The following is a 26,660-nucleotide window of genomic DNA, read 5'->3' as shown; positions in this document are numbered from 1 at the left end:
TCAGAGGCAATAAAAAAGACAAAAAAGATGAGCAATCGTAGAGATTTTATAAAAACCCTTGGCTTATCATCGGCGGGTCTGATGATGGGCCTTTCGGCTTCCTCTAAGCCAACGGTCATTCATTTAAACGGAGTAGGGCCTTCTGCATTGGCCCTCGAAATCAATCCATTTATTGTGATTGAGCCAAACGGGAAAATCATTTTGATTAATCCGCGACCTGACATGGGTCAAGGTTCTACGCAGGCTGTACCGTCGCTGTTGGCCGAAGAGCTTGAAGTACGTCTTGACCAAGTAACTATTTGGCAATCAGATGGAAAAGGAAAGTACGGCGACCAAACCTCGGGCGGAAGTAGCAGCGTGCGGGCCTTATGGAAGCCAATCCGTCAGGCAGGAGCCGCTGCGCGGGAAATGCTGGTGAAAGCCGCCGCTCAGCGCTGGAGCGTTCCCGAAAGCGAGTGTTATGCCAAAGAGGCCAAAGTTTTTCACAAACCGAGTGGAAAATCGTTGACTTACGGAGAAGTAGCCGACGACGCCTCAAAATTTGAAGTACCTAAAAACCCCGCACTCAAAGAGGCCAAAGACTTTAAGATTGTAGGAAAATATGCCCCCCGACTCGACGTACCAGCGCGGGTAACGGGTAAAGCCGTTTTTGGTATCGACGTTGACGTACCTGGAATGGTCTATGCCGTCATGATTCACAATCCCCATGTTTTTGGAAAAATAGTGTCGATTGATGATACAGAAGCCCTCAAAATCAAGGGTGTACAAAAAGTGTTGAAGTGTGAGCGCCCAATGCCTCACCGCACGGCCGAAGCCGTGGCAATCATCGCAGATAATTATTGGGCGGCCTTATCGGCCAAAAAAGTGGTAAAAGTTCATTGGGACAATGGAACAATACCCCATACCTTGACTACCGATGCCTATTTCAAAAAATGCGCTGAAGCGGCTACTAAAGAAGGCCTAAAAGGTGAAGAATCGGGTGATTTTGCAGCGGCATTTGCGGGTGCAGCCAAAAAAGTGGAAGCACTTTATGAAACTCCGTTTTTGGCACACGCACCGATGGAGCCAGAAAATGCCATTGCGCACGTAAAAGAAGACGGTACGGCGGAAGTTTGGGCACCAATTCAGGGGCCGGATTGGGCTCTGCGTGACTTGGCTGGGTATCTCAAAATCAAACCCGAACAAATAAAAATAAACGTAGCGCTGTTGGGCGGGGCGTTCGGCCGTAAAGCCTACCATGATTTTTTGCTGGAAGCCTGTTTTCTTTCGAAAGAAGTGAAAAAACCAGTCAAATTGGTTTGGACGCGCGAGGATGACATCACGCAAGGGCCGTACCGCCCCGGTATGATGGCTCGGATGCAGGGAGGAGTTGATGAGAAAGGCAACATTGTAGCCTATCATCACCATCCTATTGGAGAATCTATTCAGTTTCAGGTATTCAAAGCACCAAATGATAAGCCTGACGATTGGATTTGCGGAGAGTTGAGCCAAAAAGAACAAAAATATACGATTCCAGCCTTCAAAGTGTCGTTTACGCACGTCAGCACCGAGATTCCGATCGTGTGGTGGCGCTCTGTGTATGCGTCCAATTTTGGATTCAGTCAGGAAGGGTTTTTGGACGAACTTATTCATTCGGCGGGCAAAGACCCACTGAAAGCGCGTCTGGAAATGATGACCGACGCCAGATTCAAAAAAGTGCTCGAAACCTTAGCCGAAAAAGCCAAATGGGGCGAAAAACTTCCCGCCGGCCATGGTAAAGGCATCGCTGTTTTCAAGTCATTCGGCAGTATCAGTGCCTGTTGCGTAACGGTGTCTAAACAGGGAGCGGGTGTGAAAGTGGAAAAGGTAGTGTCGGTCATTGATTGCGGACATTACGTAAACCCCGATAACGTGAAAGCGCAAACCGAAGGAAATATTGTGATGGGCATCACGGCGGCGGTCAAAAAAGGGATATCTTTCACCAACGGACAGGCAGAGCAAACCAATTTCCATCAATATCATGTAATGCGTTTTAATGAAATGCCTGCGGTTGAGATTCATATCGTAGAAAGCGGCGCTGAACCGGGTGGAGTAGGAGAGCCAGGATTGCCTCCGATAGCTCCAGCGCTGGCCAATGCTGTTTTTGCCGCAACGGGCAAGCGCATCCGAAAATTGCCGTTTGATTTGAATACGTTGGCGTAGTAATAAATACTTTCCAAGCCTCCAAAACTTTGAAAGTGTATGAACATCCTAAAAAAGCGGCTTTCGGGTCGCTTTTTTTGTAGGTAAGTTCATCTTATTAAGTTTTTATATATCTTTGCAATTCGGTATGCTTGCATACTAATAAAACCTGATTGCTAAATCTTCTAAATGCTTAACTGTCAATGGCCCAGTACTATAGCCGTCGTAACCTTAATTTTCTTCTCTACGAAGTATTTAATGCTACCGAGTTAACGCACTACCCCTACTACAACGCGCATGACCGCGAAACGTTTGACATGACGATTGATGCCGTAACCCAGATAGGCGATACTATCATGTTTCCGCATTTTCGTGATTTGGACCGAAACCAGCCAGAACTGAAAAATGGCAAAGTGACTGTACACCCCAAAGTAGGCGAATACCTCAAAGCAATGGGCGACGCGGGACTGATTGGAACGGGCTTTTCTTTTGAAGACGGTGGCCAGCAATTGCCCGAAATTGTCAATTCCATTCTTGGGTTTATTTTAATGGCAGCTAACAACGGCATGATGTACACTGGCCTCACGTCGGGAGCGGCCCGGCTGATTGCTTCATTTGCTTCCGAAGAATTAAAACAAACCTACGTAGAAAAAATGCTGGGCGGAAAATGGCAAGGCACGATGGCCCTGACCGAACCCCAAGCTGGAAGTTCATTATCTGATATTACAACCTCAGCTACGCCGCAGGCAGATGGCTCTTACCGAATCAAAGGCCAAAAGGTTTTTATTTCGGCTGGTGATCACGATCAGTGCGAAAATATCATTCACCTGATGTTGGCGCGGATTGACGGTGCGCCCAAAGGTACCAAAGGCATTTCTCTTTTTATAGTACCCAAATACCGCCTCGATGGCACCGAAAATGACGTAACTTCTACAGGAATCTATCATAAATTAGGTCAACGGGGTGTTCCAGCTATGCACCTGACTATGGGTGACCGCGATGATTGCCACGGTTGGCTGGTGGGTGAACCGCACCGAGGGCTTAATTACATGTTTCAGATGATGAACGAAGCCCGCATCGGTGTAGGAATGACGGGCGTGGCAATTGCTTCGGCGGCGTATGGCGCTTCGTTGCAATACGCCAAAGAGCGTCCCCAAAGCCGTCGATTGAATGAAAAGTCGGCCTTGGATAGCCCTCAAATTCCAATCATTCAACACCCGGATGTAAAACGAATGTTGCTGTTGCAGAAGGCAATCGTGGAAGGTTCGCTATCACTTTTGATGGAAACTGCCCGCTGTGCCGACATTGCCCATGCGAGTGAAGATCCCGAAGAGAAGGAAAAATACCATTTGATGCTTGAATTGCTGACACCTGTCGCAAAAACCTACCCGACCGAAATGGGTTTGGTGGCGGTAAGCAATGGACTACAAGTACTGGGAGGATATGGTTTTACGGAAGATTTTCCGTTGGAACAGCTTTACCGCGACATTCGTATCACGCCGATTTATGAAGGAACCACTGGCATTCAGTCGCAAGATTTGCTTGGTCGTAAGATGACCATGAAAGGTGGTAAACCTGCGCAATATCTTTTTGGGGAAGTGGCCAAAACCATTGCTGAAGCAGAAACCCACGAAAACCTAAAACCTTACGCCCAAAAATTGAAAGCTGAATTGGCTCGTTTGCAGGAAGTAACGATGGCCTTGATGCCGTATGCAATGCAAGGCGATATTGAGCGATTTTTGATGGATGCGACCCTATACATGGAAATGTTTGGTATTAGTACGGTGGCGTGGCAGTGGCTGAAGCAGGCCGTTGTGGCACAACGTACTATTGTTACGCAAAATCCTGATGGAGAAGAGCTGGCGTTTTACGAAGGAAAAATTCACACAATGAAGTTTTTCTTCCATTATGAAGTCCCCAAAACGCTTGGATTGGCCGTACGTTTAAAAGACAATGAAGTATTGACAATTGCCACCGAAAAAGAGGTGATTTTGTAACGATATGGGGTTTATACCCAAAAAATTTTATCATCAACTAAAAACCGAAGCAACAGTCCTGACATTTGTCGGGATTTGTTGTTTATAAGGGAGTTTGGGTTTATGTTTGCGCCTGAACCCTCACTCATCACCTACCATGATTATTGGCATTGGCGGACGTAGCCGATCTGGAAAAACGACGTTTGCTGAAACATTGGTTTGGCATTTTCGTGCTGAAAACAAACGGGCAATAGCGCTGCACCAAGACGATTTCGTTAAAATTCTTCACGACATTCCCCTCATTCGTGACCGTACAGATTGGGAAACACCAGAATCCATTGATTTTGAGTTATTAAGGAAAGCTACTGCATTTTTGCATCAGGATTTTGAGGTACTGGTTATCGAAGGGATTTTAGCATTTGCTGATGATGATTTGAATGCGTTGTATGATTTTTGCTTTTTTACCCACATTTCAGAAGAAACGTTTCGTATTCGTAAGGCCGCGGACACACGTTGGGGCGAAGAGCCAGTTTGGTATATCAATCATATTTGGGAAAGCTTTTTGAAATATGGTCAACCTCCCCAAAAGTTAAAGAATCTGATGGTCATTGATGGGGAAAAACCGTATCAAATGGGGGAAATAGAGGAATTTTTGCGCCATTTTGACAAATGATTTTACAATAAATAGTCATTTTGTCATAAAATAAGTCTTGGTACGCTGTTTGAGAATTTAAAATCAACTAGCCAAATAGCAAAATGAAAGCAAAAATTCAAATTCCGCAAGAAATTCTGACCGCAATAGATTACGCTAATACGACCAATGGTGGAATGAGTGAACCTGATTTAGCCATCACTCAAGACGAAAAAGGGTATGAAGTACGAATCAAAGCGGCTGGTCTAGGCCCCGATAGTTTTCAGGTAGATGTGCTGAACAATCGTTTGTGGGTATATCATTTATTACCCCTCTTTGCAGACCGCCCCGACGGGATGGATAACCTGCAAACTGCACGTACGCTGGGCAATTTATTTTTGCCTAACGACGTCAATGTTGACAAAATCGTGGCGCATTATGAGCAGTCAACCCGTGAACTTAACATAACATTACCCTATAATCATCCGACGCGTAACTTCCGTCGACACATTGACGTAGATATTGAGTAAGGTGTTCATTGTCAATTAACTACGAGTTATCTTTCGTAGTTAGTTGACGTGGATGTTATTTCTTCAAAATCTTAAATTCTACCCGACGGTTGATTTGTTTGCCTTCGTCCGTATCGTTGGATGCTTTGGGTTTTGATTCTCCGTAGCCTTTGCTTTGCACGCGGTCGGGCTCAATTCCTTTTCCAATAAAATACTCTCTCACGGAGTCAGCGCGGTCTTGAGAGAGCTTGATGTTAGAGGCATCGCTTCCTACATTGTCGGTGTGGCCACCTATTTCCAACACTAATCCTGGGTTTTCATTGAATGTCAGCACCATTCGGTCCAATTCAGGATTAGATTCGGAGCGTATCTCGGCCTTACCGGTATCAAAAAACAAATTATTCAAAACTCCGACGGCGTTGATTTCGATGGGGACCAATTTTAGATTTGTCCCTGCAACTTCTTTATAATCAGTTACATTCGTTAAGTCAATGTTTTGTGCTTCGGCAATAAAGTCTTTCGCAACGGCTCGTACGCCATATTTAATCCCTTTGGGCAACACAATTTTATATTCGCCCGTTCGGGGGTCGGTTTGTGCGGTGCCTACTTCGGTACCGTCGGCCAGGTTTTCATAAATGATGCGTGCGTCAATGGGTTTTCCTGTTTTGGTGTCCAATACTTTTCCGCTCAACAACACCACGGGATCGGGTGCGGGCACAATGGAAGGCTTACTGGGCTCATCGGATTTAATCTTGATTTTTACAATATCTCCTTTGCCGAGTGTATTCTTTTTGGAGACCATGTAGGCATAATCGCCCGCAGCGGCAATGGTGTAATACGCGTCATAGCCATCGGTGTTGATGGCTGGGCCTAAATTGACGGGCTTAGACCAAACTTTCCACGTTTTGTCAATTCGTTTGGTGTAATAAATGTCATTGCTCCCCTGTCCGCCAGTTCGGTCGCTCGAAAAATACAAGGTGGCCCCATCTGCGGCTAAAAAAGGCGTGGTTTCGGTAAAATCGTCGGTATTTACGTCAAGGCCCAAACTCGTGGGCTTGGTCCATGTGCCGTTTTTTTGCTGAAAGCTTACGTAGATATCATCTTTGGTACTCTTCTTTTTCTCACTAAAGGCCATCACCAGCGTTTTACCGTCGTTTGACAAAAATCCGCACATGTACTCCCCTTTACTCATTCCTTCAAGACCAGCAATGGCGAGTTTTTGAGGTGCCGACCAGCCGTTGGCTGTACGTTTGCTAAACGAAAAACCACGTGTTTGGTAAGCGCCTTTCTCATAAGCACCCATGATAAGTAATGTATTTCCGTCGGGGGTGATGCTGTAAGCGCAATTGTATTCTTCCTTGTTAATGGGCGGAGTCATGCGACGAGCCAAACCCCATTGATTATTAGCGAGTTCAGAAAACCAAATATCTTGGCTTCCTTCCAATCCATGCGCATTTTGAGGATGGCTTACCCGCGCAAAAAACAATGTTTTACCGTCTGGAGAGATAACGGGATTGATTTCATTGTATTCAGAATTAACAGAATTGCCCAGATTTTCTACCTTTGGCTGGCTAAAGGCAATGAAAGAATAGAAAAATGATTGGATTAGTAAATAATAAAAGGCCGTTAGCTTTGGATTCATCACAAATGAAAAGTTAGGGAATAACATCACCGCAAAAAGCGAATTTCGTACCATTTTAACGAATTTGCGGATAAAATTGATATTCAAATTGTTTTTACTGTAAAACTTCCCTTTTGATGGGTAGCGGCCCTGTGTTTTTCCCAAAAAGCTGAACGTACTTTATATGGAATCAATCCCCTCACGTGAACCTGCGGCACCTACCGAACTGCCCCCCAAATACTATCTTGATTATTTCCAGTTTTTGGTGACGTTTGTGGAAAGGCTGTATGGTGATATTCTAAACAGCGACGAAAAAGAGTTTATTCGAGGTTTTCGGGCGTTATCCGAAGATGCGCAATGTCTGTTTGTGCGTTTTAGCAATCGGCGTGGGTTATTTTTTCGGACGAGTAAGCTGAAATACAACGAAATAGAAGATATTCCTGCCGCTTTGTATGAGTTGGAAGACAAAGGTTTTATCAAAGAATTGAGCGCCCAGCATGAATCCTATGCGCTGGAAATCCTCAATTTATTTACCAAAGAAGAATGGATTAAGCTGGCCCCGCCCACTGAACTCTCGCTCAAACCCCTCAAAAAACCTGACTTGATTCGCTATTTGAATCATACTTATACGTTTGGTTTGTTGGTAGATCAAATCAATTCGGTAAATGCGTCCGACGGACTGGGCGTCGGACGTTTAAAACCGTCAGACGCATTTACCGAAACGGTCATTAAAGTAGGGTTTGAGGTGGAAGTAATGATGTTAAAATTCCTGTTTTTCGGCAATCGATACGCCGATATGACGGAGTTTGTGGTACGTGATTTGGGCAAAGTAAACTTTGAACGCTACCGCGACGATGCCTACACCGCGCGGTTTCCTACGCGCCAAGATGCCGAAGATAAACTCATGGTATCGCTAATGGCGGAGCAATTCTACGAAATGCAGGAGGCCACAACCCCGCCTGAGGAAATTTTTGATTGGTTTATGAACTGGCAGGCGTCGATTCATACGCTGGGAGAAGTTGCGCAACCGGGATACATAAAATTGATTAATCGGATTGGGGTGTATTTGGAGCGGCAAAAATTGCCCGAGCAAGCCCTGACGGTCTACCAACTGACCGACCATATTCCTTCGCGGGAGCGACGGGTGCGATTGCTGCACCGCATGGGATATTTGGAAGAAGCCATTGCTCTCTGCGAAGCCATTGCCCAAGACCCTCAAAATGCCGACGAGCGCTTTTTTGCGCTAGATTTTCAGGAAAAAATAGCCAATGCCAAGAAGCGAGTAAAGAAAAGTGTGACGCGGTTTTTGCAGGATTCTGAAAGTGTACAGATTTCGATTGATTTTAAATATCGGGTAGAACAGGGGGTGGTGGAGTACTTTATCAATAACGGTCGGGTAGCGGTTCATGCCGAAAATTACCCTTGGCGGGGACTGTTTGGGCTTATTTTCTGGGACATTATCTACGATACCAACGTTCAGGCCATTCACCATCCGTTGCAACGAATGCCTTCTGATTTTTACCAACCTGACTTTTACCGCAAGCGTGTTGCACAAATTCGGCAACGGTTGTCGGAGTTGGAAACCTCCGAAAAAGTGGCGGAGATATTGGAAAGCACCTTCATCGAAAAATTCGGAATTGCCAACGTATTGGTAGATTGGAACGAAGTATTGTTGGAATTGGTAAAACTCATGGCGCTGAATTTAACACCGATGCAACTAAGGGCAATTTTGCTCGAAATGGCAACCAACCTCCGCGAAAATACACGTGGTTTTCCAGATTTGATGGTTTGGGATGAAAAGGGTTTGGAACTCATCGAAGTAAAATCTCCTACCGACCATTTATCTTCCCAACAACTCCACTGGATGCATTTCATGGCTGATTTAGGCGTAAAAGCAAGGGTTTTACGAGTCGAATGGGAAATGCCAACTGCGTCTACAAATCATCAAGCCATTTAAATAACAAGCCCCCTCTCCTTGGATAAGAAGAGGGGGCGAGCGAAGCGAGTGGGTGAGGTTACACCTTCAAAAACACCTTCTTCTTATACAGGAACCAGAGCATCAGCCATTCCACGATGACATACCCAATGGCGTAGAACACTTTTTGGTAGGGTTCAGAAAAATACTTGACAATACCCCGAAAGAGACGTTCGGATGTATGTTCAAAATCAATAAAGTGTTGTGCCATGTAAATCAAAATGGAGTTCATGCCGATAACCGCCAATACCCAAGCGTAGCGATTCCACCCCTGTACGTCGATGAGCCAGTAAAAAATGGATAAAAGAATGAGGCTCCAGCCGCCCACCGTCATCACAAACGAGCTGGTCCACAGGTTTTTATTGATGGGAAAAACATAATCCCAGAGTTTTCCGATAATCAGAAAAAGAATGCCAGCTACAAACAAAAACAATACTTTTTGGGTACGAGACGTGGAGCGTTCGTCGGCACGGAGTAAATTTCCCGCAAAAATCCCCAATAAACCCGTTGCAATGGCGGGCACCGTAGAAATAAGCCCTTCTGGGTCGTGAATATCTTTGTGCAGATGGCCAGGGATAATTAAACGGTCGAGATAGCTGACGGGATTACACTCCATGGTCATAAGACCGGCACCGCATCCGGGCACAGGAACCAACATGACAAAAGCCCAATACCCCAGCAGTAGACTTACAAACCAGATGTATTGGGTTCGGGTACTTGTATACAGATAAATGATTTGGGCAAACATTCCTGCCAGACCAATGCGTGCCAATACGCTCGGGAAACGCATGTCTTCCAAAGGTCTGATTTGTAGACCATTGTTGTAGATAATTCCCAAAATAACCAAGGTCAAACCCCGTTGAATTACTTTACGCAGCATTTTTCCTTTGTCATCCCCGCGTTCAAGACGAGTGCCCAACGAATAAGGAGCCGAAACTCCTGATAGGAAAAGAAACAAAGGGAAAATAAGATCGTAGGCGCGAAAACCGTTCCAATCGGGGTGGGAGAGTTGCTCCGCCATCACAATGGCCACCGACCAGCCAGTAGCTTTGGCTAAAAGGTGAAAGATTTCTTCGCCGCCAGTAATCCAAAACATATCAAAACCGCGCAGGGCGTCCAAAGACAATAGCCGATGCGGCCGGGTATCGGTAGAGGGTTGACTCATAGGTTAAGGGGAGATGAGTAGTGAGTATTTAGATAAAGTTTGAAGGAACGGTTATTTAACTTTACTCAAAAGCGGGGATGATGTACTATCGGCGTTATCCTTCAAATTTTACCTTTACATGTGAACCATCGCAATAGGGCTTGTTTCCAGAATGGCCGCAGCGGCAAAAAGCCGTTACCTGCGATTTTTTAGTTTCATTGCCTGCGGTATCTTTCACTTTCAAATTGCCGTATACCAACAAAGGTCCGTTAGACAAAATTTCCACTACTGTATCGCCTTCCAGTTCTACGGGGCCTTCTATTTCATTGTTCATAAAATAAGATAGCGCTCCCGAAGGACATTTTTTTATCTGCTCTACAATGGCTTCAGTAGTGCCGCCTTCAGGGGTAACCCACGGGCGCTTGCGAGGGTCAAAAACTGTGGGTAGTCCTTTAAAACAAACGGTGGAGTGAATGCACATGTGGGGTTGCCACACGACCGTCACTTCACCATTATCGTATTTTTTGGTAATCTGCTTTTCCATTTTCGTTGGCGATAGAGTTTAGAGGATATTGGGTTGTGTTAAAAACAAATCTAACTAAATCCTCCTAAATCTAAAAATTCAACGATTAGGCTGGCATTCCTTCTTTCATGCGCTCGGCATTTTCGGCAATCCGCAGCTGTTCAATAAAATCGCCGATTTCACCATCCATCACGGTTGGTAAATTATATACCGTATAACCGATACGGTGGTCTGTCACGCGGCTTTGGGGATAATTGTACGTTCTGATTTTGTCCGAACGGTCGCCGCTGCCTACCAGACTTTTACGTTGTGAAGATACCGCGTCGTTTTGTTTCTTCAACTCCATTTCGTATAGTTTTGAACGCAGCATATTCATGGCGCGCTCGCGGTTTCCGTGCTGACTACGCTCTACCTGACACACCACCACAATGCCCGTTGGTTTGTGGGTTAACTGTACTTTGGTTTCTACTTTGTTAACGTTCTGACCACCAGCACCTCCCGAACGGGATGTGATGATTTCGATGTCGGCAGGGTTGATTTCCACTTCTTCTACATCTTCCACTTCGGGCATCACGGCCACGGTAGCTGCCGAGGTGTGTACACGCCCCTGCGATTCTGTGACCGGAACGCGTTGTACGCGGTGTACGCCTGATTCAAATTTGAGCTTTCCGTAGACGTCTTCGCCGGTCACACTCGCAATGATTTCTTTATACCCCCCTGTACTTCCTTCTGTGAAGTCCATGAGTTCCATTTTCCAGCCCATGCGGTCGCAAAAACGCTGGTACATCCGGAATAGGTCTCCCGCAAAAATCGCCGCTTCGTCGCCGCCAGTCCCGCCTCTGATTTCGAGGATTACGTTGTGGCTGTCGTTGGGGTCTTTGGGGATGAGCATTTCTTTGAGCGTTGCTTCAAGTTCATCGGCTTGTGGCTGAAGCTCAATAAGTTCCGCTTTGGCCATGTCACGCATGTCTTCGTCACTCTCCGTTGCAACCAAGTCCTTCGCTCCGTCAATATCGCTCAATACTTTTTTGTAGGCTTGATATTTCTGAACAATCTTGTCCAGGTCTTTATACTCTTTGCTTAATTTTGAGAAGCGTTTTTGATCAGCCATGGCTTCAGGTTGCACAATTCGCTGTGCAATTTCATCAAAACGCTCTTTTATGGCCTCTAACTGTTCTAACATTGGTCATTAATGGTTAATCGTTATCCGATAACTTGCATGAGTACTAACGGATTCAAACCGCAAAGTTACGATTTAAACTCCATAGTTGGATGGAATTTGCCCCACAGACGCTGGACTTTAGCTTGGCCCATGCATCTCGCAAACGCTCTATCATCTAAATCTTAATTTTTTAGACTTTTTTGAGAGACAATTTTTAATAATGGTATGCTTGCATACTTTTTTTTTTTACTTTTGAAGGGCAAAATTCATCCGATTATACATTTACTAATTGAAATAGATACATAAATGAACCGCAGCATTAAAAAAGTAGCCGTATTAGGCTCGGGCATTATGGGGTCGCGCATTGCGTGCCACTTTGCTAATATTGGCGTAGAGGTATTGTTGTTAGACATTGTTCCCAAAGAACTTAACGCCGCCGAACAAGCCAAAGGGCTGACTTTAGAGCATCCTGCCGTGCGCAATCGCATAGTCAATGAGGCATTTCAAAATACCTTGAAATCCACACCAGCATCTTTATACAGCCCTAAATTTGCAAGTCGGGTCAAACTCGGGAATTTTGATGATAATCTGGCCGAAATCAAAAATTACGACTGGGTATTGGAAGCAATTGTGGAGCGGCTAGACATTAAACGGTCGTTGTTTGAAAAAGTAGATGCCTTGCGCAAACCCGGAACCCTCATTACATCCAACACGTCTGGGATTCCGATTCATTTGATGTCGGAAGGGCGCAGTGATGATTTTCAACAGCATTTTTGCGGAACGCACTTCTTCAATCCTCCGCGTTATCTGCGTTTGTTTGAAGTCATTCCCGGACCAAAAACTGAAACTCAAATTCTTGATTTTCTGCTGCATTACGGTGATTTGTTTTTAGGAAAAACGACCGTACTCTGCAAAGATACGCCTGGCTTTATTGCCAATCGACTTGGTATTCATGCCTTGGTCGAAACGATTCGTATTGCCGCTGAAATGGGTCTGACAGTAGAGGAAGTTGATAAATTGACTGGGCCAGTGGTAGGACGTCCAAAATCGGGCACCTTCCGTTTGTCGGATGTAGTGGGTTTGGATACGACGGTCAACGTGTGCAACAATCTCGTACAGATGCCGCATGATGAGTCGCGCGCGGCGTTTGAATTGCCACCCATTATGGCTAAACTCATGGAAAACAAATGGCTGGGTGATAAAACGGGACAGGGTTTTTACAAGAAAACAAAAGACGAAAAGGGCAAAACCGTCATTTTGGCGCTCGACCTCGCTACGTTGGAATACAAGCCTTCCGTGAAGGTGAAATTTGCTACATTGGAAGGGACCAAGACCATTGACGACCTCAAAAAACGTTTTTGTGTATTGCTTAAAGGCACCGATAAAGCAGGTGAATTTTATCGTCGGACTTTTGCGAGTGGATTTCGCTATGCATCCAACCGCATTCCTGAAATTTCGGATGAACTTTACCGCATCGACCAAGCTATTTGTGCAGGATTTGGCTGGGAAATGGGCCTTTTTGCTACTTGGGATGCCATTGGTGTACAAAAAATGGTTGAAATTATGGAATCGCTCGACGCCAAGCCGGCACAGTGGGTCTATGATATGCTGGCGGCGGGCAACGAAAGTTTTTACAAATTACAAAACGGACAAAAACTATACTACGACATTCCTTCGCAGTCGTACAAGGCCATTCCGGGGCAGGAGGCGTTTATTATTCTCGAAAATAAATCACAAAATATCATCTGGAAAAATGCTGGGGCTTCCATTTATGACTTGGGCGATGGCATTGCGGGGGTAGAGTTCCATTCTAAAATGAACACCTTCGGCGCCGAAGTAGTGGAAGGTCTCAATCGTGCCTACGCCGTAGCGGAAAAAGATTTTCGCGGATTGGTAGTAGGAAATGATTCCAATGAAGCGTTTTCGGCAGGAGCCAATTTGGCCATGTTATTCATGTTTGCCATTGAGCAGGATTATGAAGAAATCAACATGATGATTGCCCAATTTCAGCAAACCATGATGCGGGCGCGGTATTCTTCGATTCCGGTAGTGACGGCCGCACATTCGTTGGCATTGGGCGGTGGTTGCGAATTGAACTTACACGCAGATAAAGTAGTAGCCCATGCCGAAACCTACATGGGGTTGGTGGAATTGGGCGTTGGTTTGATTCCTGCCGGCGGTGGTACCAAAGAAATGGCGTTGCGTTGTTCGGATTTGTATCAAGCGGGCGACCCTGAATTGAATATTCTGCAATCGGCGTTCATGAATATTGCCCAAGCCAAAGTTTCCACTTCGGCGCAGGAAGCGGTAGAAATGAACTACATCAAAGCCGACCGCGACCAGATTGTGCTGAACCGCAGCCGCCTGATTGCTGAAGCGAAACAGGCGGCTATTGACCTAGCCGAGAATGGTTATACCCAACCCAAGCACCGCACCGACATCAAAGTGCAGGGAAAAACGGGAATTGCGTTGTTTAAAGCAGGTATCGGCAGTATGCGCATGGCCAATTACATCACCGAGCATGATGCCAAGATTGCGGATAAATTGGCGTACGTTATCTGCGGTGGAGATTTGAGTTACCCTCAAAATGTTACCGAGCAGTATTTGCTTGATCTGGAGCGCGAAGCCTTTTTATCGCTTACGGGTGAGAAGAAAACCATGGCGCGGATGCAGGGGCTGCTGACTGGAGGCAAGCCGCCGAGGAATTAATCTGAAACATTCCAAGTTTTCAAAAATTTGGAATGTTTGACACTACATAAATAGTTTTGTAGAGCCATGATGCATTTGCGTCGTGGCTTTTTCTTATTGATTTTGTCTAATCAAGGACTATGGTTAACTTTGATACAATCCTTTCTTTTACGGCAATGACAAATTATCAGCAATACATAAGCATTAATCCTAACATTCGTTTTGGAAAGCCCTGTATCAAGGGCACGCGGATAACGATTCAGGATATCTTGGTCTGGTTAGCTTCCGAGATGTCTTTTGAGGAAATTTTGGCCGATTTTCCAGAACTTAAAGAGGAACACATTCGAGCTGCATTAGCTTTTGCTGCGGATATTGAAAGGCGTACCAGATTGATTGCGGCCTAATGAGACTCTTATTTGATGCCAATCTTTCCTATCTTATTATCAAAAAGTTGGAAGGCATATACCAAAACTGTCTGCATGTAACTAAAACAGAGTTGCCAACTCCAGCCGAAGATATTGCTATTTGGAATTGGTCAAGACAAAATCAATATATGATTGTCTCTAATGACGAAGATTTTTATCACTTATCCAGTCTTTATGGTTTTCCTCCAAAAGTCGTCTTATTAAGAACGGGCAACCAAAGTACTAATCAATTGGCCGATTTGTTGATTCTTCATAAAGATGATATCGAACAATTATGGGCTTCGCAAGAATATGGAATTTTAGAAATTTTCTAATTGGCCGCCATGTATACTCATCTTCCCCAACTCCAATCCCTCGCCCAACGCCTTCCCGACCAACTCACCGAAGCCGATAAAGTGGAGTTGGAAGCAATCTATCAACAATGTCTTGAAAATCTCGACGATTCGGAGGCGATGTTTGGGTATGTGTTGGCCAAAGCCATGCGTAAACACGTCGCGGGTGGGCAGTCGAATGAGCATATTTATGTCCAACAATTTGAAATTCCACAGATTCGGCTGTTTGAATTACTGATTCAACAGCTGCCTTTGGCGGCTCTTACGCAAAAGTGCGCCAATGCGTTGTTGGTGGAAAGCTTAAATAATGTACAAAATCCCGTTCTTTTGGACATTGGCATCGGAACCGGAATGCAGATTGTCAATGTGCTTCAGTTATTGGCACAACAGCCTGATTGTCGGGTGAAGCAGATAACGGTAGTGGGGATTGAACCTTTTGCCGAAGCCATTCAAGCGGCAGAAAAGAATTTTGCGGAATTGCAGCTCCCTTTTCAGGTAAGCTTCACTTCATTTATTGGATTTGTTGAGAAAATGATGTTAGCTGAAATACGGGCATTGTTGCCGACTCATTACGATGCTCTAGTGGTCAATGCGTCTTTTGCACTGCACCATATCCAACAGGCGGCACAGCGTGAAGCGGTTTTTGGGTACATTCGCGACTTAGCGCCCAAGGCTTTTGTGTTGTCTGAACCAGTTTCCGATCACTTTGAGCCGCACTATGCCACTCGCTTTCATAATGCTGTTACTCACTACGGACTGGTATTTGAAGTGATTGACAGTCTGGATATTACCAATAAAGAAAAGGCAGCGTTGAAACTATTTTTTAGTCGAGAGATAGACGATGTATTGGGCTATACCGAAGACGTTCGCGTAGAAAAACAGTACGCCACGCACCAATGGTTGGAGTTATTTAAAACAACAGGCTTTACGTTGGGAAAACTGTTAACTTCGTATGATGTACAGAAAATGAACGGAGCCATCCTGCGTACTGATTTGACGGAACGTTACGCGGTTGTTTTCAAAGACGAGGAGATTACAAATGTGTTTTTGGCAACACCCTAACTTCAATACACTCTTATGCTTACACGTCGCCAGTTCTTGTTGACCGCCTCTGTCGCCCCTTTTTTGCAAAAAAAAGAGCAAATTATCACGGTAAATGGCGCAATTCGTCCGCAAAAAATGGGTAGGACGCTTATTCATGAACACCTTCTCGTGGATTTTATCGGAGCGGATAAAATCAGTGCTGACCGCTGGAATCGGGAAGATGTTCTAAAAGTGGTATTGCCTTATTTATTGGAAGTAAAAAAGCAGGGCGTAAAAACGCTTTTGGATTGTACCCCCGCTTTCCTGGGTCGTGATGTGCATTTGCTGCAATTGGCCGCGCAAAAGAGCGGCCTTCAAATCTTGACCAATACGGGTTATTATGGGGCAGTTGACAATAAATATTTACCAAAATGGGCGTTTACCGAAACCGCCGAACAACTGGCCGACCGTTGGGTCGCTGAATTTGAAAAAGGTATTGACGGCACCGATGTTCGTCCCGGATTTATAAAAATAGGCGTAAATCCTGGGCCGCTCTCCGAACTACATCGAAAATTGGTACGTGCGGCAAGTCTAACTCATCTGCGAACTGGCCTGACCGTTTGCTCGCATACTGGTCCCGCATTGGCGGCTTTTGAAGAAATGGAGGAATTGCAGCGCATGGGCGTACACCCGAGCGCTTTTGTGTGGGTTCATGCGCAGGGCGAGTCCAATAAAAATTTGTACACAAAAGCAGCGCAGCTGGGCGCTTGGGTAAGCCTTGACGGCATGGGCTGGGGCGATTTTGAAAACTACGCTTCTTGGATAGACCTTCTTAAATCCAATCGTTTGCTGCACCGTGTTCTTATTTCTCACGACGCTGGTTGGTACAAACCTGGCGAAACGAATGGTGGAAATTTTGTGGGTTTTACCGCCATTTTTGAAAAAGTATTTCCTATTCTACGCCAAAAAGGCTTTACGCAAGATGATTTTGACCAACTGCTGATCCGTAACCCTGCCGAGGCTTTTCAAATTCGGGTTAGAAAACAATAATTTCACTTTATTCTTCCCTAAAAATAACCGTTTGGCAAATGCTGAAACCATTGGTCCAAATCGGTTTTGATTACTTGGTAATGCATAGTACCTTTGATTCAACATAACAGCCAAAAAAAACAAATACAGCCTTAAAAACATTTAATACATAAAGCCATGACAACGAAACAATTGCATCGAATCCCTTCAGAAAGTAAAATAGGTGGTGTAGCAGCCGGTTTAGCCGACTATTTTGGAATAGATACTACCTTAATGCGTATTTTGTGGATAGCGTCTTTTTTCGCTTTTGTTCACGTACCCGTTATTGTTTTTTACATCATCCTCTGGGCCATCATGCCTAAAGGAGTTCGTCAAAGCAGGAATGGTACGTTCGAAGTTAATCAAGTGTAAACAGCCTGAAAACCAAACAAAAAGCCGAGTGTTCACTCGGCTTTTTGTTTATTTATTGCTCAATTTCTTGACCAGCCAGCCCGTCATTTTTTCATGTTGCTCAGGATATGTCCAATGGCCAGTTTCGAGCGCTAGATACAATTCTTTTGGAGCCGAAATGACATTGTAGGAAGCATACATGGAGGTAGGAGGGCAAGTTTCATCGTTGAAGCCCCACGAATAATAGCCAGGTACTTTTACCCGACGCGCAAAATTGACCACATCGTAGTAGCCGAGTGTGGTGATTTTTTCGGGTTTATTATTGTAGGCCAGCGCATTTTTGTCAAAATAATGCGGCCAGCCGCCCGCCCGGCCTTTCAAATAACCCGTTACATCTGAGAGTGCAGGGTAAAAAGCCCCCAGCCATTTGACCCGAGGGTCGAGTGCTGCCGTAATGATAGAAAGGGCTCCGCCTTGGCTTCCGCCCGTTACGGCCAGATTACTGCCGTCGTATTGGGGCAAACTCGTCAGAAAATCATTGGCCCGAACACAGCCCAAATATACTCGCTTGTAATAAAAACGGTCACGGTCGTCGGAGCCGTAATTCATGTAGCCGTTTAAAGCGCCGGCTCCTAAATCAAGATAGTTCGAAGGGTCCATTGTAACCGGAACACCGTGAATGCCGATTTGCAGGGTAATGATGCCTTTGGCGGCGTTGGCAATATCACCGCCGTAGGCACGAACGCCCGCCCCGGGAACATGTAAAAGCGCCGGGTATTTTCCTTCTTTTTTGGGTACACACAAAATGCCGTACAAACGGGTACCATTGCGAAAATTCTGCAAATTGAGGTGATACACATTGACTGTTTCGGTGCAGCGTTCGGGCAGCAGGGTCATTTTGGCATCCATCGGTATCTTGGCTAAGTCTGCCTTTGCTGTTTGCCAGAAAGTGTCAAAATCAGCGGGGTTCTCTACTGTAGGTTGAATGGTGAGAGGGTCGAAGCCCGCCGTGGCGAGGTTTCGGTATTCTTTACCGTCGATTTCGGCAATGGCGATACAGCGCAGAAATCCCCCCGTTTTCATTGTTCCACCGTCAAGCGTAATGCTGCCGCTGGGGAGCGTAATGGTCTCCTTTTTGGTGGGTTCCATTTTTTCAGGCCCTATTTCATAACGTACACGGGCGTTTTTGACGAGGTTGCCATTTTGTAAGACTGAAATGGTAAACTTTACATTTTCGCCCGATTTGTAGTTCCAGTCAAAATGGTCGGGAGCGACTACGACTTTGTACAGTTTCTCTACTGGTTGGGCAAAAGCAACCGAAAAGCTCAAGACGAAGAAAAGAATGTTCGCTGTTTTTTTCATTGAATAAGGGGGTTGAAAGATTTTGCGGGAGCGCCATGGGACTTTCTAAATGGGAGCTTTCCACAGACAATGTAAATATACAAAAGCGTTTATCTGTACATTTCTAAGCACAATTTGTATTTTTGTCGTTCCGAATTTTTTAAAACCACTTTCCATTGTCTTCTGCTTTACCCAAAGTCGTTGTTTTGCCCGATGCGGGTGCTGAAAATCCTTTTCAATACGAATTGGTGCGGTATCTACGAAAACACGGAATGACAGTGACCGTTGGTAAGAAATATACATTGGGCAGCACCTTTCAAGCCCTGAAAACACACCACCCCGAGGTGCTCTATTATGATTGGGTCCATAGCTTTATTATTGGTAAATCATTGCTTTGGAGTTGGATAAAATCGCTGGTCTTCATAGCCGAAATCCTGTGGGCAAAATCTATCCAACGGGTCAGAATCGTACATACATTGCATAATCTACAAAACCACGCGGGGATTTGGTTAGGTTTGGAAAAACGCGTTTATCGCTTTTTTTTACGTCGATGCGATTCTATCAGGGTTTATTCGGAAACAACTAAACAACAGGCGATTCGTCGGTTTGGATTGAAACCTGAGGTTGTTTCGGTAATTCAGGATTTACCGTATCATACGTATTACCCCAATGAGTCAACCCAAGCTGAAAGTCGTGAAAAGTTAGGAGTAAATAGAGAGGTTTTTGTATTTTTGTTCTTTGGAGAAATAAAGCCTTACAAGGGTCTTCATCAGTTATTGAAAGCCTATTCAGCGTTGGACTCTTCAAATACTTGTCTTGTTATTGCTGGAAAAAGTTACGATGATGATTATTGGGAATCATTATTAGCCGAAAGCAACAATCAACCAACCATTCATTGGCATCATCGCTTTATCGAAGATGAAGACGTTCAATATTTTTTCAATGCGGCTGATGTTGTCGTCTTGCCCTTTGTAAGAATTGATCATTCGGGCACCATCGATTTGGCCATGTCATTTGGAAAACCTATTATTACATTACGAACTGAGGGTACACTTCGATTGTTGGGCCATCAGTCAGAATTATTATTCGATAATACATTTTACCCATTAACAGAACGCCTTAAAATTTCCCAAAAGATTGATCTTTCGGCGATTGGCAAACAAAACTTTGAAATAGCTGATACAACAAATTATCGGGACATTGTAAGGATTTTTGAAGCGTAAAAACAGTAAGTACGCGCCAAAAATAGAAAGACTACGAAAGAAAATGTTCTTTGATTTGGATAATGCTACTACATCGCTGTACTGCAAATGTTAGTTGCTTGACCACACCACTGCCATAAAATTTCGTTGTTACCTTATCGTATGCCTATACATGAAACCCTACGCTCAATTAATTGTCAGTCAAGTTTTTATGAACCATTTGCGCAATGTGCGCTTACAGGTACGGAGTATTCCATACCGAATGGGAGACACCGTAGAATGCCCTATTTGCGAAAATCATTATAAGGCATTTATGCCTTTTCGCTACCGGCAGAATGCCTACTGTCCGAGCTGTAAATCGCTCGAACGGCATCGGTACGCTTATCTTACGTTACGCGACCGACTGGGTTTTTATGATGCACCTCTCAAAAAAGTACTGCATTTTGCGCCCGATACTTGCTTGTCTATGACTGTTAAAGGGAATCAATATATCGACTATCTTACGGCCGATAACATGACGTCATTTACCAACAGTATTACTGACAAGCCTGATTGTGTGATGTCAATTGATGATATTCCATTTGAAGACAGTACTTTTGACGTGGTCATCGCCATCGGTGTGTTAGTCATGGTGCCTGATGATACCAAGGCGATGAGGGAAGTGTATAGGGTGCTCAAACCTAGGGGATACGCTATTTTCCATGACCCCATCAATTATAAGCAGCCCTTTTCGTTTTCAGATACGAGTTTGACGAAAGAAGAGAAACTGGGCTTGTATCATGGTCATGACCAACGCTGGTACTACGGGGCTGATTATGCCGACCGGCTGTGCGCTCAAGGCTTTGAAATAGAGGATGATACATATGCTCAACAGATAGATAACAAGCGGTATGGAATCTCTCCTAATGAGAAAATCTACATCGCCAGAAAGTAAAGGATGAAAATACTTTTTTGCACCAACGCCTTTGAAAATATTACCAACGGCCCAGTAAGATTTGCCAATATCATACCCGAAATCAATAGGTTGTTTCCGCAACACGAAATCAGGATTTTAACGGAAGATGTTTCGCAACAACGCCTGAAGGATGTGCCTTATGTGTATAAAGTCTCGCTCAACATTCCCCGTTTGCTCAGGCCATTAGGGCAGATTTTGCGCTGGTTTATCTATTATCGCCAGATAAAAAAAATCGAAGAGCGATACGATTTTGATGTACTGGTTTTCATTAACTCGTTTAATGGTACATGGGCAAGTTTAGTGTCGCCAAAACCCACAGTGGGGATGATCAACGACGAGAAGAATATGCTGGCGACGTGGGAAAATGCAGAATTCACGCCTTTGTGGCTAAAACGATTTACGTTTCAGCAATTTGAAAAGCTCTCGGCCGTTAAGCATCAGCTTGTGATTGCCAATTCAGAATTTTTAAAACAACGCCTCATCAATACGTATCACCTACCCGAAGCCAAAGTAAGGCGTTTGTATAAATGCATTCCGTTGGATGGACTGAAATTTAACCCGCAACGCGCTTTTGGAGCAATCATCAACGTATTGTTTGTTAAGGCAGATTATTTGGTTGGCAATCTGCCAATGCTGGTGCAGGCTCTTCAAAAAATAACAGAATATCAATTTCGATTGACCGTCGTGGGGCCAGAGCCTCCATTTGAACCGCATTTACGGTCTCTTTTTGTTGGGATTTCCAATATAACGCTTGATTATGTAGGCCCACAACCTCAGGAGCGAGTATTTGAGTACATGAGTACCTACGATATTTTTTGTGTACCTTCCTATACCGAGGCGTTTGGGGTGGCCAATATTGAGGCATTGGCCCACGGAATATCGGTCATAAGTACGTCGGTGGGAGGTATTCCCGAAGTATTAGACGATGGAAACAACGGATGGTTGGTAGAATCTGGAAACAGCCAAGCATTGGCCGATGCCATAACGGAGTGCATTCAAATGCCCGAGTTGCGCGTCCAAAAAGCGGAAAATGGCCTGAGTTTTATCCAAAAGTTTTCAAAAGACGAAATGTTACGCAATTTTGTGGAAATGCTTGAATCGGTAACCCGTAAACGATAGTCGGTTGGCCGCCGTGCGCTCGAATGGATTTTTGATAAACGGTGAACTGTAAACTGTAAACTAATGCACTGGCGTAATCTGTTTCGGAATCAACAGCATTGGGACTGGCATCTTGTTTTGTATTTTCTCAATGTATTTTTAGTGGTATTTGGGTACAGCCTGAGGGGAGATGACTTTCAGGCGGCCAAACTCTTTCGAACGGGTTTAGTTGTTTTTTCCTTGGCGGGTATTATACTAGCTCAAGGTGAAATAAAGTACATCTTCGATAAAAAGAAGAACTGGGTATTGTACTTATTTCTGTTTTTAAATTTGGTTGTTTTACCGTTTAGTGTTGATTTTTTGCGCAGTTTTGAACGTATCGTGGCTTGGATACCCTTTTTAATTTACACCAACTACTTCATCGTCTATCTTTTTGCCCATTATTCCAAAGACGAAGCCAAAATCAAATTATTACAGATTTTTAGCTTGGCCTATTTCTATCCCGTGCTTGTAATGCTCGTCACAGGCGTGGCTTTTCAATCTGAAAATATATATGGGCAATCTATCGGCTCTTACAAGGCAAACGTAATCGGATGGGGGTGTACAATATTCATTGTCATGGGTTTTGATTTGTTTGCCAATCGACCCATGGCTAAATGGGCCCGCAACCTATTTTTTTTAGTGGTTTTTTTAGCACTTTGGGCCATTGTCTTGACGGGTTCGCGGAGCAGTTTTGCCGCTTTGGCGCTCTCTACGCTGGTGTTGGTGTTGCGCAGCAAACAAATTTCCATTTATCTGAAAGTAGCAGCCACCCTATGTATTCTTGGGTTTGCCTATTATATCATCGCTAGTCCAGACTCGGTAGTAAACTTGCGGGCGCAGTACGCAGATATTAGAAAGCAGAAAGGAGAAGTACGGTTTAAATTGGCCGAACAGGCTTTGGGGATATTTATAAACAATCCAGAAGTGCTTTTTACGGGCTTTGGATTTGACAGTTTTCGGGCGGGGCTCCAGTTTTATGCAGGAATACGAACCGACTTGGCATCGCATAATTCGTACTTAGAAATTCTGTTTTCGGGAGGGATTTTTTCTTTTTTGTGCTTTATTGTTTTTTTTGCGCTCAATGCCCTCTTGAAGTACGTACGGTTTGATAGTCAATCCTTTATTTTTCTGCCTGCGCTGATGGTGATTCCGTACTTTGAGTCTAATCTTAATGCTGGGCAGTTTTTGTTTTTCCCCTGGATGACCTTTTTATTTTACTATATTCACCTTTCTTCCCTTCAGTTTTCCGTAGCTGAAATGAATATTTCCAAAAAGAAAAAGATGCAGGCCGCAAACCCCAATTGATGGGTTGTTTACAGCCTGCGCTCAATTATTTCTTTTCTTCTTTTGCTTCGCCTTCTTCATCGCTGCTGAAAAGACCTTTGATGAAGCCAGTGGCTTTTTCAATGGCTTCTTCAGCTTCTTCTTTCAGGTCTTCAAACTTTTCCTGTGCTTCCACGGCCAACTCTCCCGCTTTTACTTTCGCTTCGGCAAAGGCTTCGGTTGCTTCTGCTTTCATTTCTTCGGCTTTGGCGGAGGCCTGCGCTTTCAGCGCTTCTACGTCAACACTTTGTAGTTTTTCGGTGATTTCACCTTTTATTTCCTCAAATTTTTCTTGTGCTTCAGCCGCTAATTCTTGCGCTTTCGCTTTGGCTTGTTCTGCGGCAGACTTCAATTGTTCGTCCATAAAGTTTATTGGTTTAAAGTATGTAAAATAAGGCAACACACAAAGTTAGAATATTCACAGATGGATTATTCGCCCGGATTCATTTTTAATTTTGGGGTAAAATTCGTAGTATTAAACTTTGTCTTAATCACGTCATAGTTCCTAACTCTTTGAAATTGAGTTAGGAATATATAATTTTGCACAAAATTTATTCAAAAACGGTATCAAACCCAAAAAATAGCATAGTAAAGTGGATATTTTCGAGAAACTACGCAACAACTGGGGACCAATTGGGGCTTCTGCAAAAGCGCTAAACAGTCATCATTATTTCTCATTTCCGAAACTGGAAGGCGAAATCGGACCGCACATGAAGTTTCGCGGTATGAACGTGCTCAACTGGAGCCTGAACAACTATCTGGGTTTGGCCAATCACCCAGAAGTCCGCAAAGCCGATGCGGAAGCTTCTGCAAAATGGGGCCTTGCTTACCCAATGGGTGCCCGTATGATGTCTGGAAATTCTGACCTGCACGAACTGTTTGAGAAAGAGTTGGCGGAGTTTGTGGGAAAGAAAGATGCGTTTTTGCTCAATTATGGATACCAAGGGGTGATGTCGGTCATTGAGTGTGTGTGCGACCACCGCGACGTGATTGTGTACGACGCCGAAGCCCACGCGTGTTTGATTGACGGAATTCGACTGCATAAAGCCAAAATGGGGCAATACTATAAGTATAACCATAACGACATGGCTAGTTTGGAGAAAAACCTGATTAGAGCGGCCAAACTCGCCGAAGAAAAAGGTGGAGGGATATTGGTGATTACGGAAGGAGTTTTTGGAATGTCGGGCAAAGTCGGGAGTTTAGATAAAATTGTTGAACTCAAGAAAAAATATAATTTCCGTTTGTTGGTTGATGATGCACACGGTTTTGGAACGATGGGCGAAAACGGCGGCGGCGTAGGGGAGATGTTTGGCGTATCCAAAGAGATTGACCTCTATTTCTCCACATTTGCCAAGTCAATGGCCGCAATCGGCGCTTTTGTGGCGGCCGATGATCCAGACATTATCATGTTCCTCAAATACAATATGCGTTCGCAAACTTACGCAAAGGCACTACCCATGCCGTATGTAGAAGGAGGACGTAGACGGTTGGAGCTAATCAAGGCGCATCCCGAATTGCGTACACAATTATGGGAAATCGTCGATGCGCTTCAAAATGGCTTGCGTAGTCGGGGCTTTAACATTGGTGACACTGAGTCGCCTGTAACGCCGGTGTTCATGCAGGGGTTGGAAGGCGGCTTGCCAGAAGTGACCAACATGGTACGTGATTTACGCGAAAATATGGGCATTTTCTGTTCTATTGTCGTGTATCCAGTGATTCCGAAAGGGCAAATTATTTTACGCCTTATTCCTACCGCCTCACACACGCTTGAAGACGTTGAGAAAACACTAAATGCATTTGATACAATGCGTGAAAAATTAGACGCTGGTATCTACCGGGCCAATTTGGCCGTACCTGCCTAGCTAAAATATTTTTTCAATAAAAAGGGGCGCTTTCATCGAAAGCGCCCCTTTTTATTGAAATCCAATGGGGAAGTTTAGAACAGCGTTTACTTTTAGTACCAAAACTCGTTGATTATGAACCTTTCGCTACGCTTTCTTTCGCTCATTTTAATTTTATGGGCATCTGCCGTTGCTGCCAAACCACTCAGGTTAGGCATTGCAGGCTTTACACACGACCACGTACACCAGATTTTACGGCGTCCTGCGCAGGGAGATGTTGAGATTGTAGGTGTTGCGGAGCCAAATAAAGAATTGGCGATGCGCTATCTAAAGCGCTATAAACTGCCTGAGTCGCTTTGGTATGCCTCACTCGAAGCCATGATTGCGGCTACCAAGCCCGAAGCCGTTTGTGCGTTCAACAGCATTTATGAGCATAAACAAGTCGTTGACATTTGTGCGCCCAAAGGTATTCACGTCATGGTGGAAAAACCATTAGCGGTCAATACCGCTCATGCTAAGGCGATGATTGAGTTGGCCCAAAAGCACAATATTCAATTACTAACTAACTTTGAAACCACTTGGTATTCAAGCCATCAGCAAGCGTATGATTTGATTCATACCCAAAATGCAATGGGAGATATTCGTAAAGTAGTAGTGCATGATGGGCACCGTGGTCCCAAAGAAATAGGTTGTTCGCAGGAGTTTTTGAGTTGGTTGACCGACCCCATACAGAACGGTGGTGGAGCCATTATTGATTTTGGTTGCTACGGAGCCAACCTGATGACTTGGCTCATGAAAGGTGAACGCCCGCTGATAGTAACGGCCGTGACCCAACAAATAAAGCCAGATGTGTATCCGAAAGTAGACGACGAAGCCACCATTATTTTGACCTATCCCAAAGCGCAGGCCATTATTCAGGCCTCGTGGAATTGGCCATTTGACCGTAAGGACATGGAAATTTATGGGCAAAAAGGCTACGTAGTATGTGATAAAACCCAGCAAATGCGCGTTCGCCTCGGTGATGGCATAAAACGGGATGCATCAGAAGAAAAGCGCGATATTCCTGCCCTTTCTGCTCCTTATGACGACCCATTCTCTTATTTTGCGGCCGTCGTAAAGGGAGATATTAAGCCCCAAAAAGACCTTTCTTCGTTGGAAGTGAATCAAATTGTAGTGGAAATTTTAGAAGCAGCGGTACAATCTTCCAAAACGGGTAAGCCAGTAAAGTTGTAGAAAAAACAATTACTGGTAAAAAAAATAAAAAGTCGCT

Annotated in this window: 23 protein-coding genes; 17 read left to right on the top strand and 6 right to left on the bottom strand. The window is 44.6% G+C overall.

Annotated elements, in window-relative coordinates; genetic code table 11:
* The first annotated feature begins 27 nt into the window (after nucleotides 1–27).
* The 4 genes from DVG78_RS21990 (at nucleotide 28) to DVG78_RS21975 (ending at nucleotide 5,297) form a co-directional block, all read left to right on the top strand.
* Entirely contained in the window at nucleotides 28–2,181 is a 2,154-nt protein-coding gene (locus DVG78_RS21990) for a xanthine dehydrogenase family protein molybdopterin-binding subunit (RefSeq protein ID WP_310589133.1), read from the top strand.
* Between the two features lie 182 nt (nucleotides 2,182–2,363).
* Nucleotides 2,364–4,157, top strand: coding sequence for an acyl-CoA dehydrogenase (locus tag DVG78_RS21985; RefSeq protein ID WP_114463188.1), 1,794 nt, complete (start codon nucleotides 2,364–2,366; stop codon nucleotides 4,155–4,157).
* Between the two features lie 136 nt (nucleotides 4,158–4,293).
* Nucleotides 4,294–4,809: a uridine kinase family protein gene (locus DVG78_RS21980; RefSeq protein WP_114463187.1), complete on the top strand. Its 516-nt coding sequence runs from the start codon at nucleotides 4,294–4,296 to the stop codon at nucleotides 4,807–4,809.
* 83 nt (nucleotides 4,810–4,892) lie between these two features.
* Nucleotides 4,893–5,297, top strand: a complete 405-nt coding sequence (locus DVG78_RS21975; RefSeq protein ID WP_114068200.1) for an Hsp20/alpha crystallin family protein — start codon at nucleotides 4,893–4,895, stop codon at nucleotides 5,295–5,297.
* Between the two features lie 55 nt (nucleotides 5,298–5,352).
* Here the strand turns inward: DVG78_RS21975 and DVG78_RS21970 are convergent, their stop codons facing one another.
* Nucleotides 5,353–6,918 (bottom strand): OmpA family protein, encoded by a 1,566-nt coding sequence (locus DVG78_RS21970; RefSeq protein WP_114463233.1) that lies wholly within the window; start codon nucleotides 6,916–6,918, stop codon nucleotides 5,353–5,355.
* 163 nt (nucleotides 6,919–7,081) lie between these two features.
* Between DVG78_RS21970 and DVG78_RS21965 the strand changes: the two genes are divergently transcribed.
* Nucleotides 7,082–8,854: a VRR-NUC domain-containing protein gene (locus DVG78_RS21965; protein WP_114463186.1), complete on the top strand. Its 1,773-nt coding sequence runs from the start codon at nucleotides 7,082–7,084 to the stop codon at nucleotides 8,852–8,854.
* Nucleotides 8,855–8,912: 58 nt separating this feature from the next.
* On the opposite strand, the gene DVG78_RS21960 is transcribed toward DVG78_RS21965, so the two are convergent.
* The 3 genes from DVG78_RS21960 to prfA all read right to left on the bottom strand — a co-directional run bounded on the left by DVG78_RS21960 (nucleotide 8,913) and on the right by prfA (nucleotide 11,722).
* On the bottom strand, nucleotides 8,913–10,037 hold the full coding sequence (locus DVG78_RS21960) for an acyltransferase family protein (RefSeq protein WP_114463185.1): 1,125 nt from the start codon (nucleotides 10,035–10,037) through the stop codon (nucleotides 8,913–8,915).
* A gap of 94 nt (nucleotides 10,038–10,131) precedes the next feature.
* Nucleotides 10,132–10,560 carry a (4Fe-4S)-binding protein gene (locus tag DVG78_RS21955; protein ID WP_114463184.1) on the bottom strand — a complete coding sequence of 143 codons (429 nt, stop codon included), beginning with the start codon at nucleotides 10,558–10,560 and terminating at the stop codon, nucleotides 10,132–10,134.
* An 85-nt stretch (nucleotides 10,561–10,645) separates the two neighbouring features.
* Nucleotides 10,646–11,722 carry a peptide chain release factor 1 gene (gene prfA / locus DVG78_RS21950; RefSeq protein WP_114463183.1) on the bottom strand — a complete coding sequence of 359 codons (1,077 nt, stop codon included), beginning with the start codon at nucleotides 11,720–11,722 and terminating at the stop codon, nucleotides 10,646–10,648.
* A gap of 285 nt (nucleotides 11,723–12,007) precedes the next feature.
* Here prfA and DVG78_RS21945 point away from each other — a divergent pair, with 285 nt between their 5' ends.
* The 6 genes from DVG78_RS21945 (at nucleotide 12,008) to DVG78_RS21920 (ending at nucleotide 17,609) form a co-directional block, all read left to right on the top strand.
* Nucleotides 12,008–14,410: a 3-hydroxyacyl-CoA dehydrogenase/enoyl-CoA hydratase family protein gene (locus tag DVG78_RS21945; RefSeq protein WP_114463182.1), complete on the top strand. Its 2,403-nt coding sequence runs from the start codon at nucleotides 12,008–12,010 to the stop codon at nucleotides 14,408–14,410.
* Nucleotides 14,411–14,565: 155 nt separating this feature from the next.
* The gene (locus DVG78_RS21940) at nucleotides 14,566–14,793 is read left to right on the top strand and encodes a DUF433 domain-containing protein (RefSeq protein ID WP_114463232.1); all 228 of its coding nucleotides are present in this window, start codon (nucleotides 14,566–14,568) and stop codon (nucleotides 14,791–14,793) included.
* A complete protein-coding gene (locus DVG78_RS21935; RefSeq protein WP_114463181.1) occupies nucleotides 14,793–15,128 on the top strand; it encodes a DUF5615 family PIN-like protein in 336 nt (111 codons plus the stop codon). The genes DVG78_RS21940 and DVG78_RS21935 overlap by 1 nt, the downstream gene beginning before the upstream one ends.
* A gap of 9 nt (nucleotides 15,129–15,137) precedes the next feature.
* Entirely contained in the window at nucleotides 15,138–16,208 is a 1,071-nt protein-coding gene (locus DVG78_RS21930; protein ID WP_158550073.1) for a GRAS family protein, read from the top strand.
* Between the two features lie 15 nt (nucleotides 16,209–16,223).
* Complete coding sequence (locus DVG78_RS21925) at nucleotides 16,224–17,219, top strand: phosphotriesterase family protein (protein WP_114463180.1); 996 nt, start codon at nucleotides 16,224–16,226, stop codon at nucleotides 17,217–17,219.
* Between the two features lie 156 nt (nucleotides 17,220–17,375).
* Nucleotides 17,376–17,609, top strand: coding sequence for a PspC domain-containing protein (locus DVG78_RS21920; RefSeq protein WP_114463179.1), 234 nt, complete (start codon nucleotides 17,376–17,378; stop codon nucleotides 17,607–17,609).
* A 48-nt stretch (nucleotides 17,610–17,657) separates the two neighbouring features.
* Here DVG78_RS21920 and DVG78_RS21915 read toward each other — a convergent pair whose 3' ends face one another.
* Nucleotides 17,658–18,950, bottom strand: a complete 1,293-nt coding sequence (locus DVG78_RS21915) for an acetylxylan esterase (protein WP_114463178.1) — start codon at nucleotides 18,948–18,950, stop codon at nucleotides 17,658–17,660.
* A gap of 155 nt (nucleotides 18,951–19,105) precedes the next feature.
* On the opposite strand from DVG78_RS21915, the gene DVG78_RS21910 reads away from it, so the two are divergent.
* The 4 genes from DVG78_RS21910 to DVG78_RS21895 all read left to right on the top strand — a co-directional run bounded on the left by DVG78_RS21910 (nucleotide 19,106) and on the right by DVG78_RS21895 (nucleotide 23,531).
* Nucleotides 19,106–20,152, top strand: coding sequence for a glycosyltransferase (locus DVG78_RS21910; protein WP_114463177.1), 1,047 nt, complete (start codon nucleotides 19,106–19,108; stop codon nucleotides 20,150–20,152).
* A gap of 151 nt (nucleotides 20,153–20,303) precedes the next feature.
* Nucleotides 20,304–21,065, top strand: a complete 762-nt coding sequence (locus DVG78_RS21905; RefSeq protein WP_114463176.1) for a class I SAM-dependent methyltransferase — start codon at nucleotides 20,304–20,306, stop codon at nucleotides 21,063–21,065.
* A 3-nt stretch (nucleotides 21,066–21,068) separates the two neighbouring features.
* Nucleotides 21,069–22,205, top strand: coding sequence for a glycosyltransferase family 4 protein (locus DVG78_RS21900; protein ID WP_114463175.1), 1,137 nt, complete (start codon nucleotides 21,069–21,071; stop codon nucleotides 22,203–22,205).
* A 63-nt stretch (nucleotides 22,206–22,268) separates the two neighbouring features.
* Nucleotides 22,269–23,531, top strand: a complete 1,263-nt coding sequence (locus DVG78_RS21895) for an O-antigen ligase family protein (RefSeq protein WP_114463174.1) — start codon at nucleotides 22,269–22,271, stop codon at nucleotides 23,529–23,531.
* A 25-nt stretch (nucleotides 23,532–23,556) separates the two neighbouring features.
* Here the strand turns inward: DVG78_RS21895 and DVG78_RS21890 are convergent, their stop codons facing one another.
* A complete protein-coding gene (locus DVG78_RS21890; RefSeq protein ID WP_114068187.1) occupies nucleotides 23,557–23,913 on the bottom strand; it encodes a hypothetical protein in 357 nt (118 codons plus the stop codon).
* 229 nt (nucleotides 23,914–24,142) lie between these two features.
* Here DVG78_RS21890 and DVG78_RS21885 point away from each other — a divergent pair, with 229 nt between their 5' ends.
* Both DVG78_RS21885 and DVG78_RS21880 read left to right on the top strand, forming a co-directional pair.
* A complete protein-coding gene (locus DVG78_RS21885; RefSeq protein WP_114463173.1) occupies nucleotides 24,143–25,411 on the top strand; it encodes an aminotransferase class I/II-fold pyridoxal phosphate-dependent enzyme in 1,269 nt (422 codons plus the stop codon).
* Nucleotides 25,412–25,525: 114 nt separating this feature from the next.
* A complete protein-coding gene (locus DVG78_RS21880) occupies nucleotides 25,526–26,623 on the top strand; it encodes a Gfo/Idh/MocA family protein (protein ID WP_114463172.1) in 1,098 nt (365 codons plus the stop codon).
* Nucleotides 26,624–26,660 lie beyond the last annotated feature (37 nt).

It is taken from the genome of Runella aurantiaca, assembly GCF_003339505.1.
Lineage (GTDB): Bacteria > Bacteroidota > Bacteroidia > Cytophagales > Spirosomataceae > Runella > Runella aurantiaca.
The sequence above is the reverse complement of the archived record's forward strand: the minus strand, read 5'-3'. Positions and strand labels throughout refer to the sequence as shown.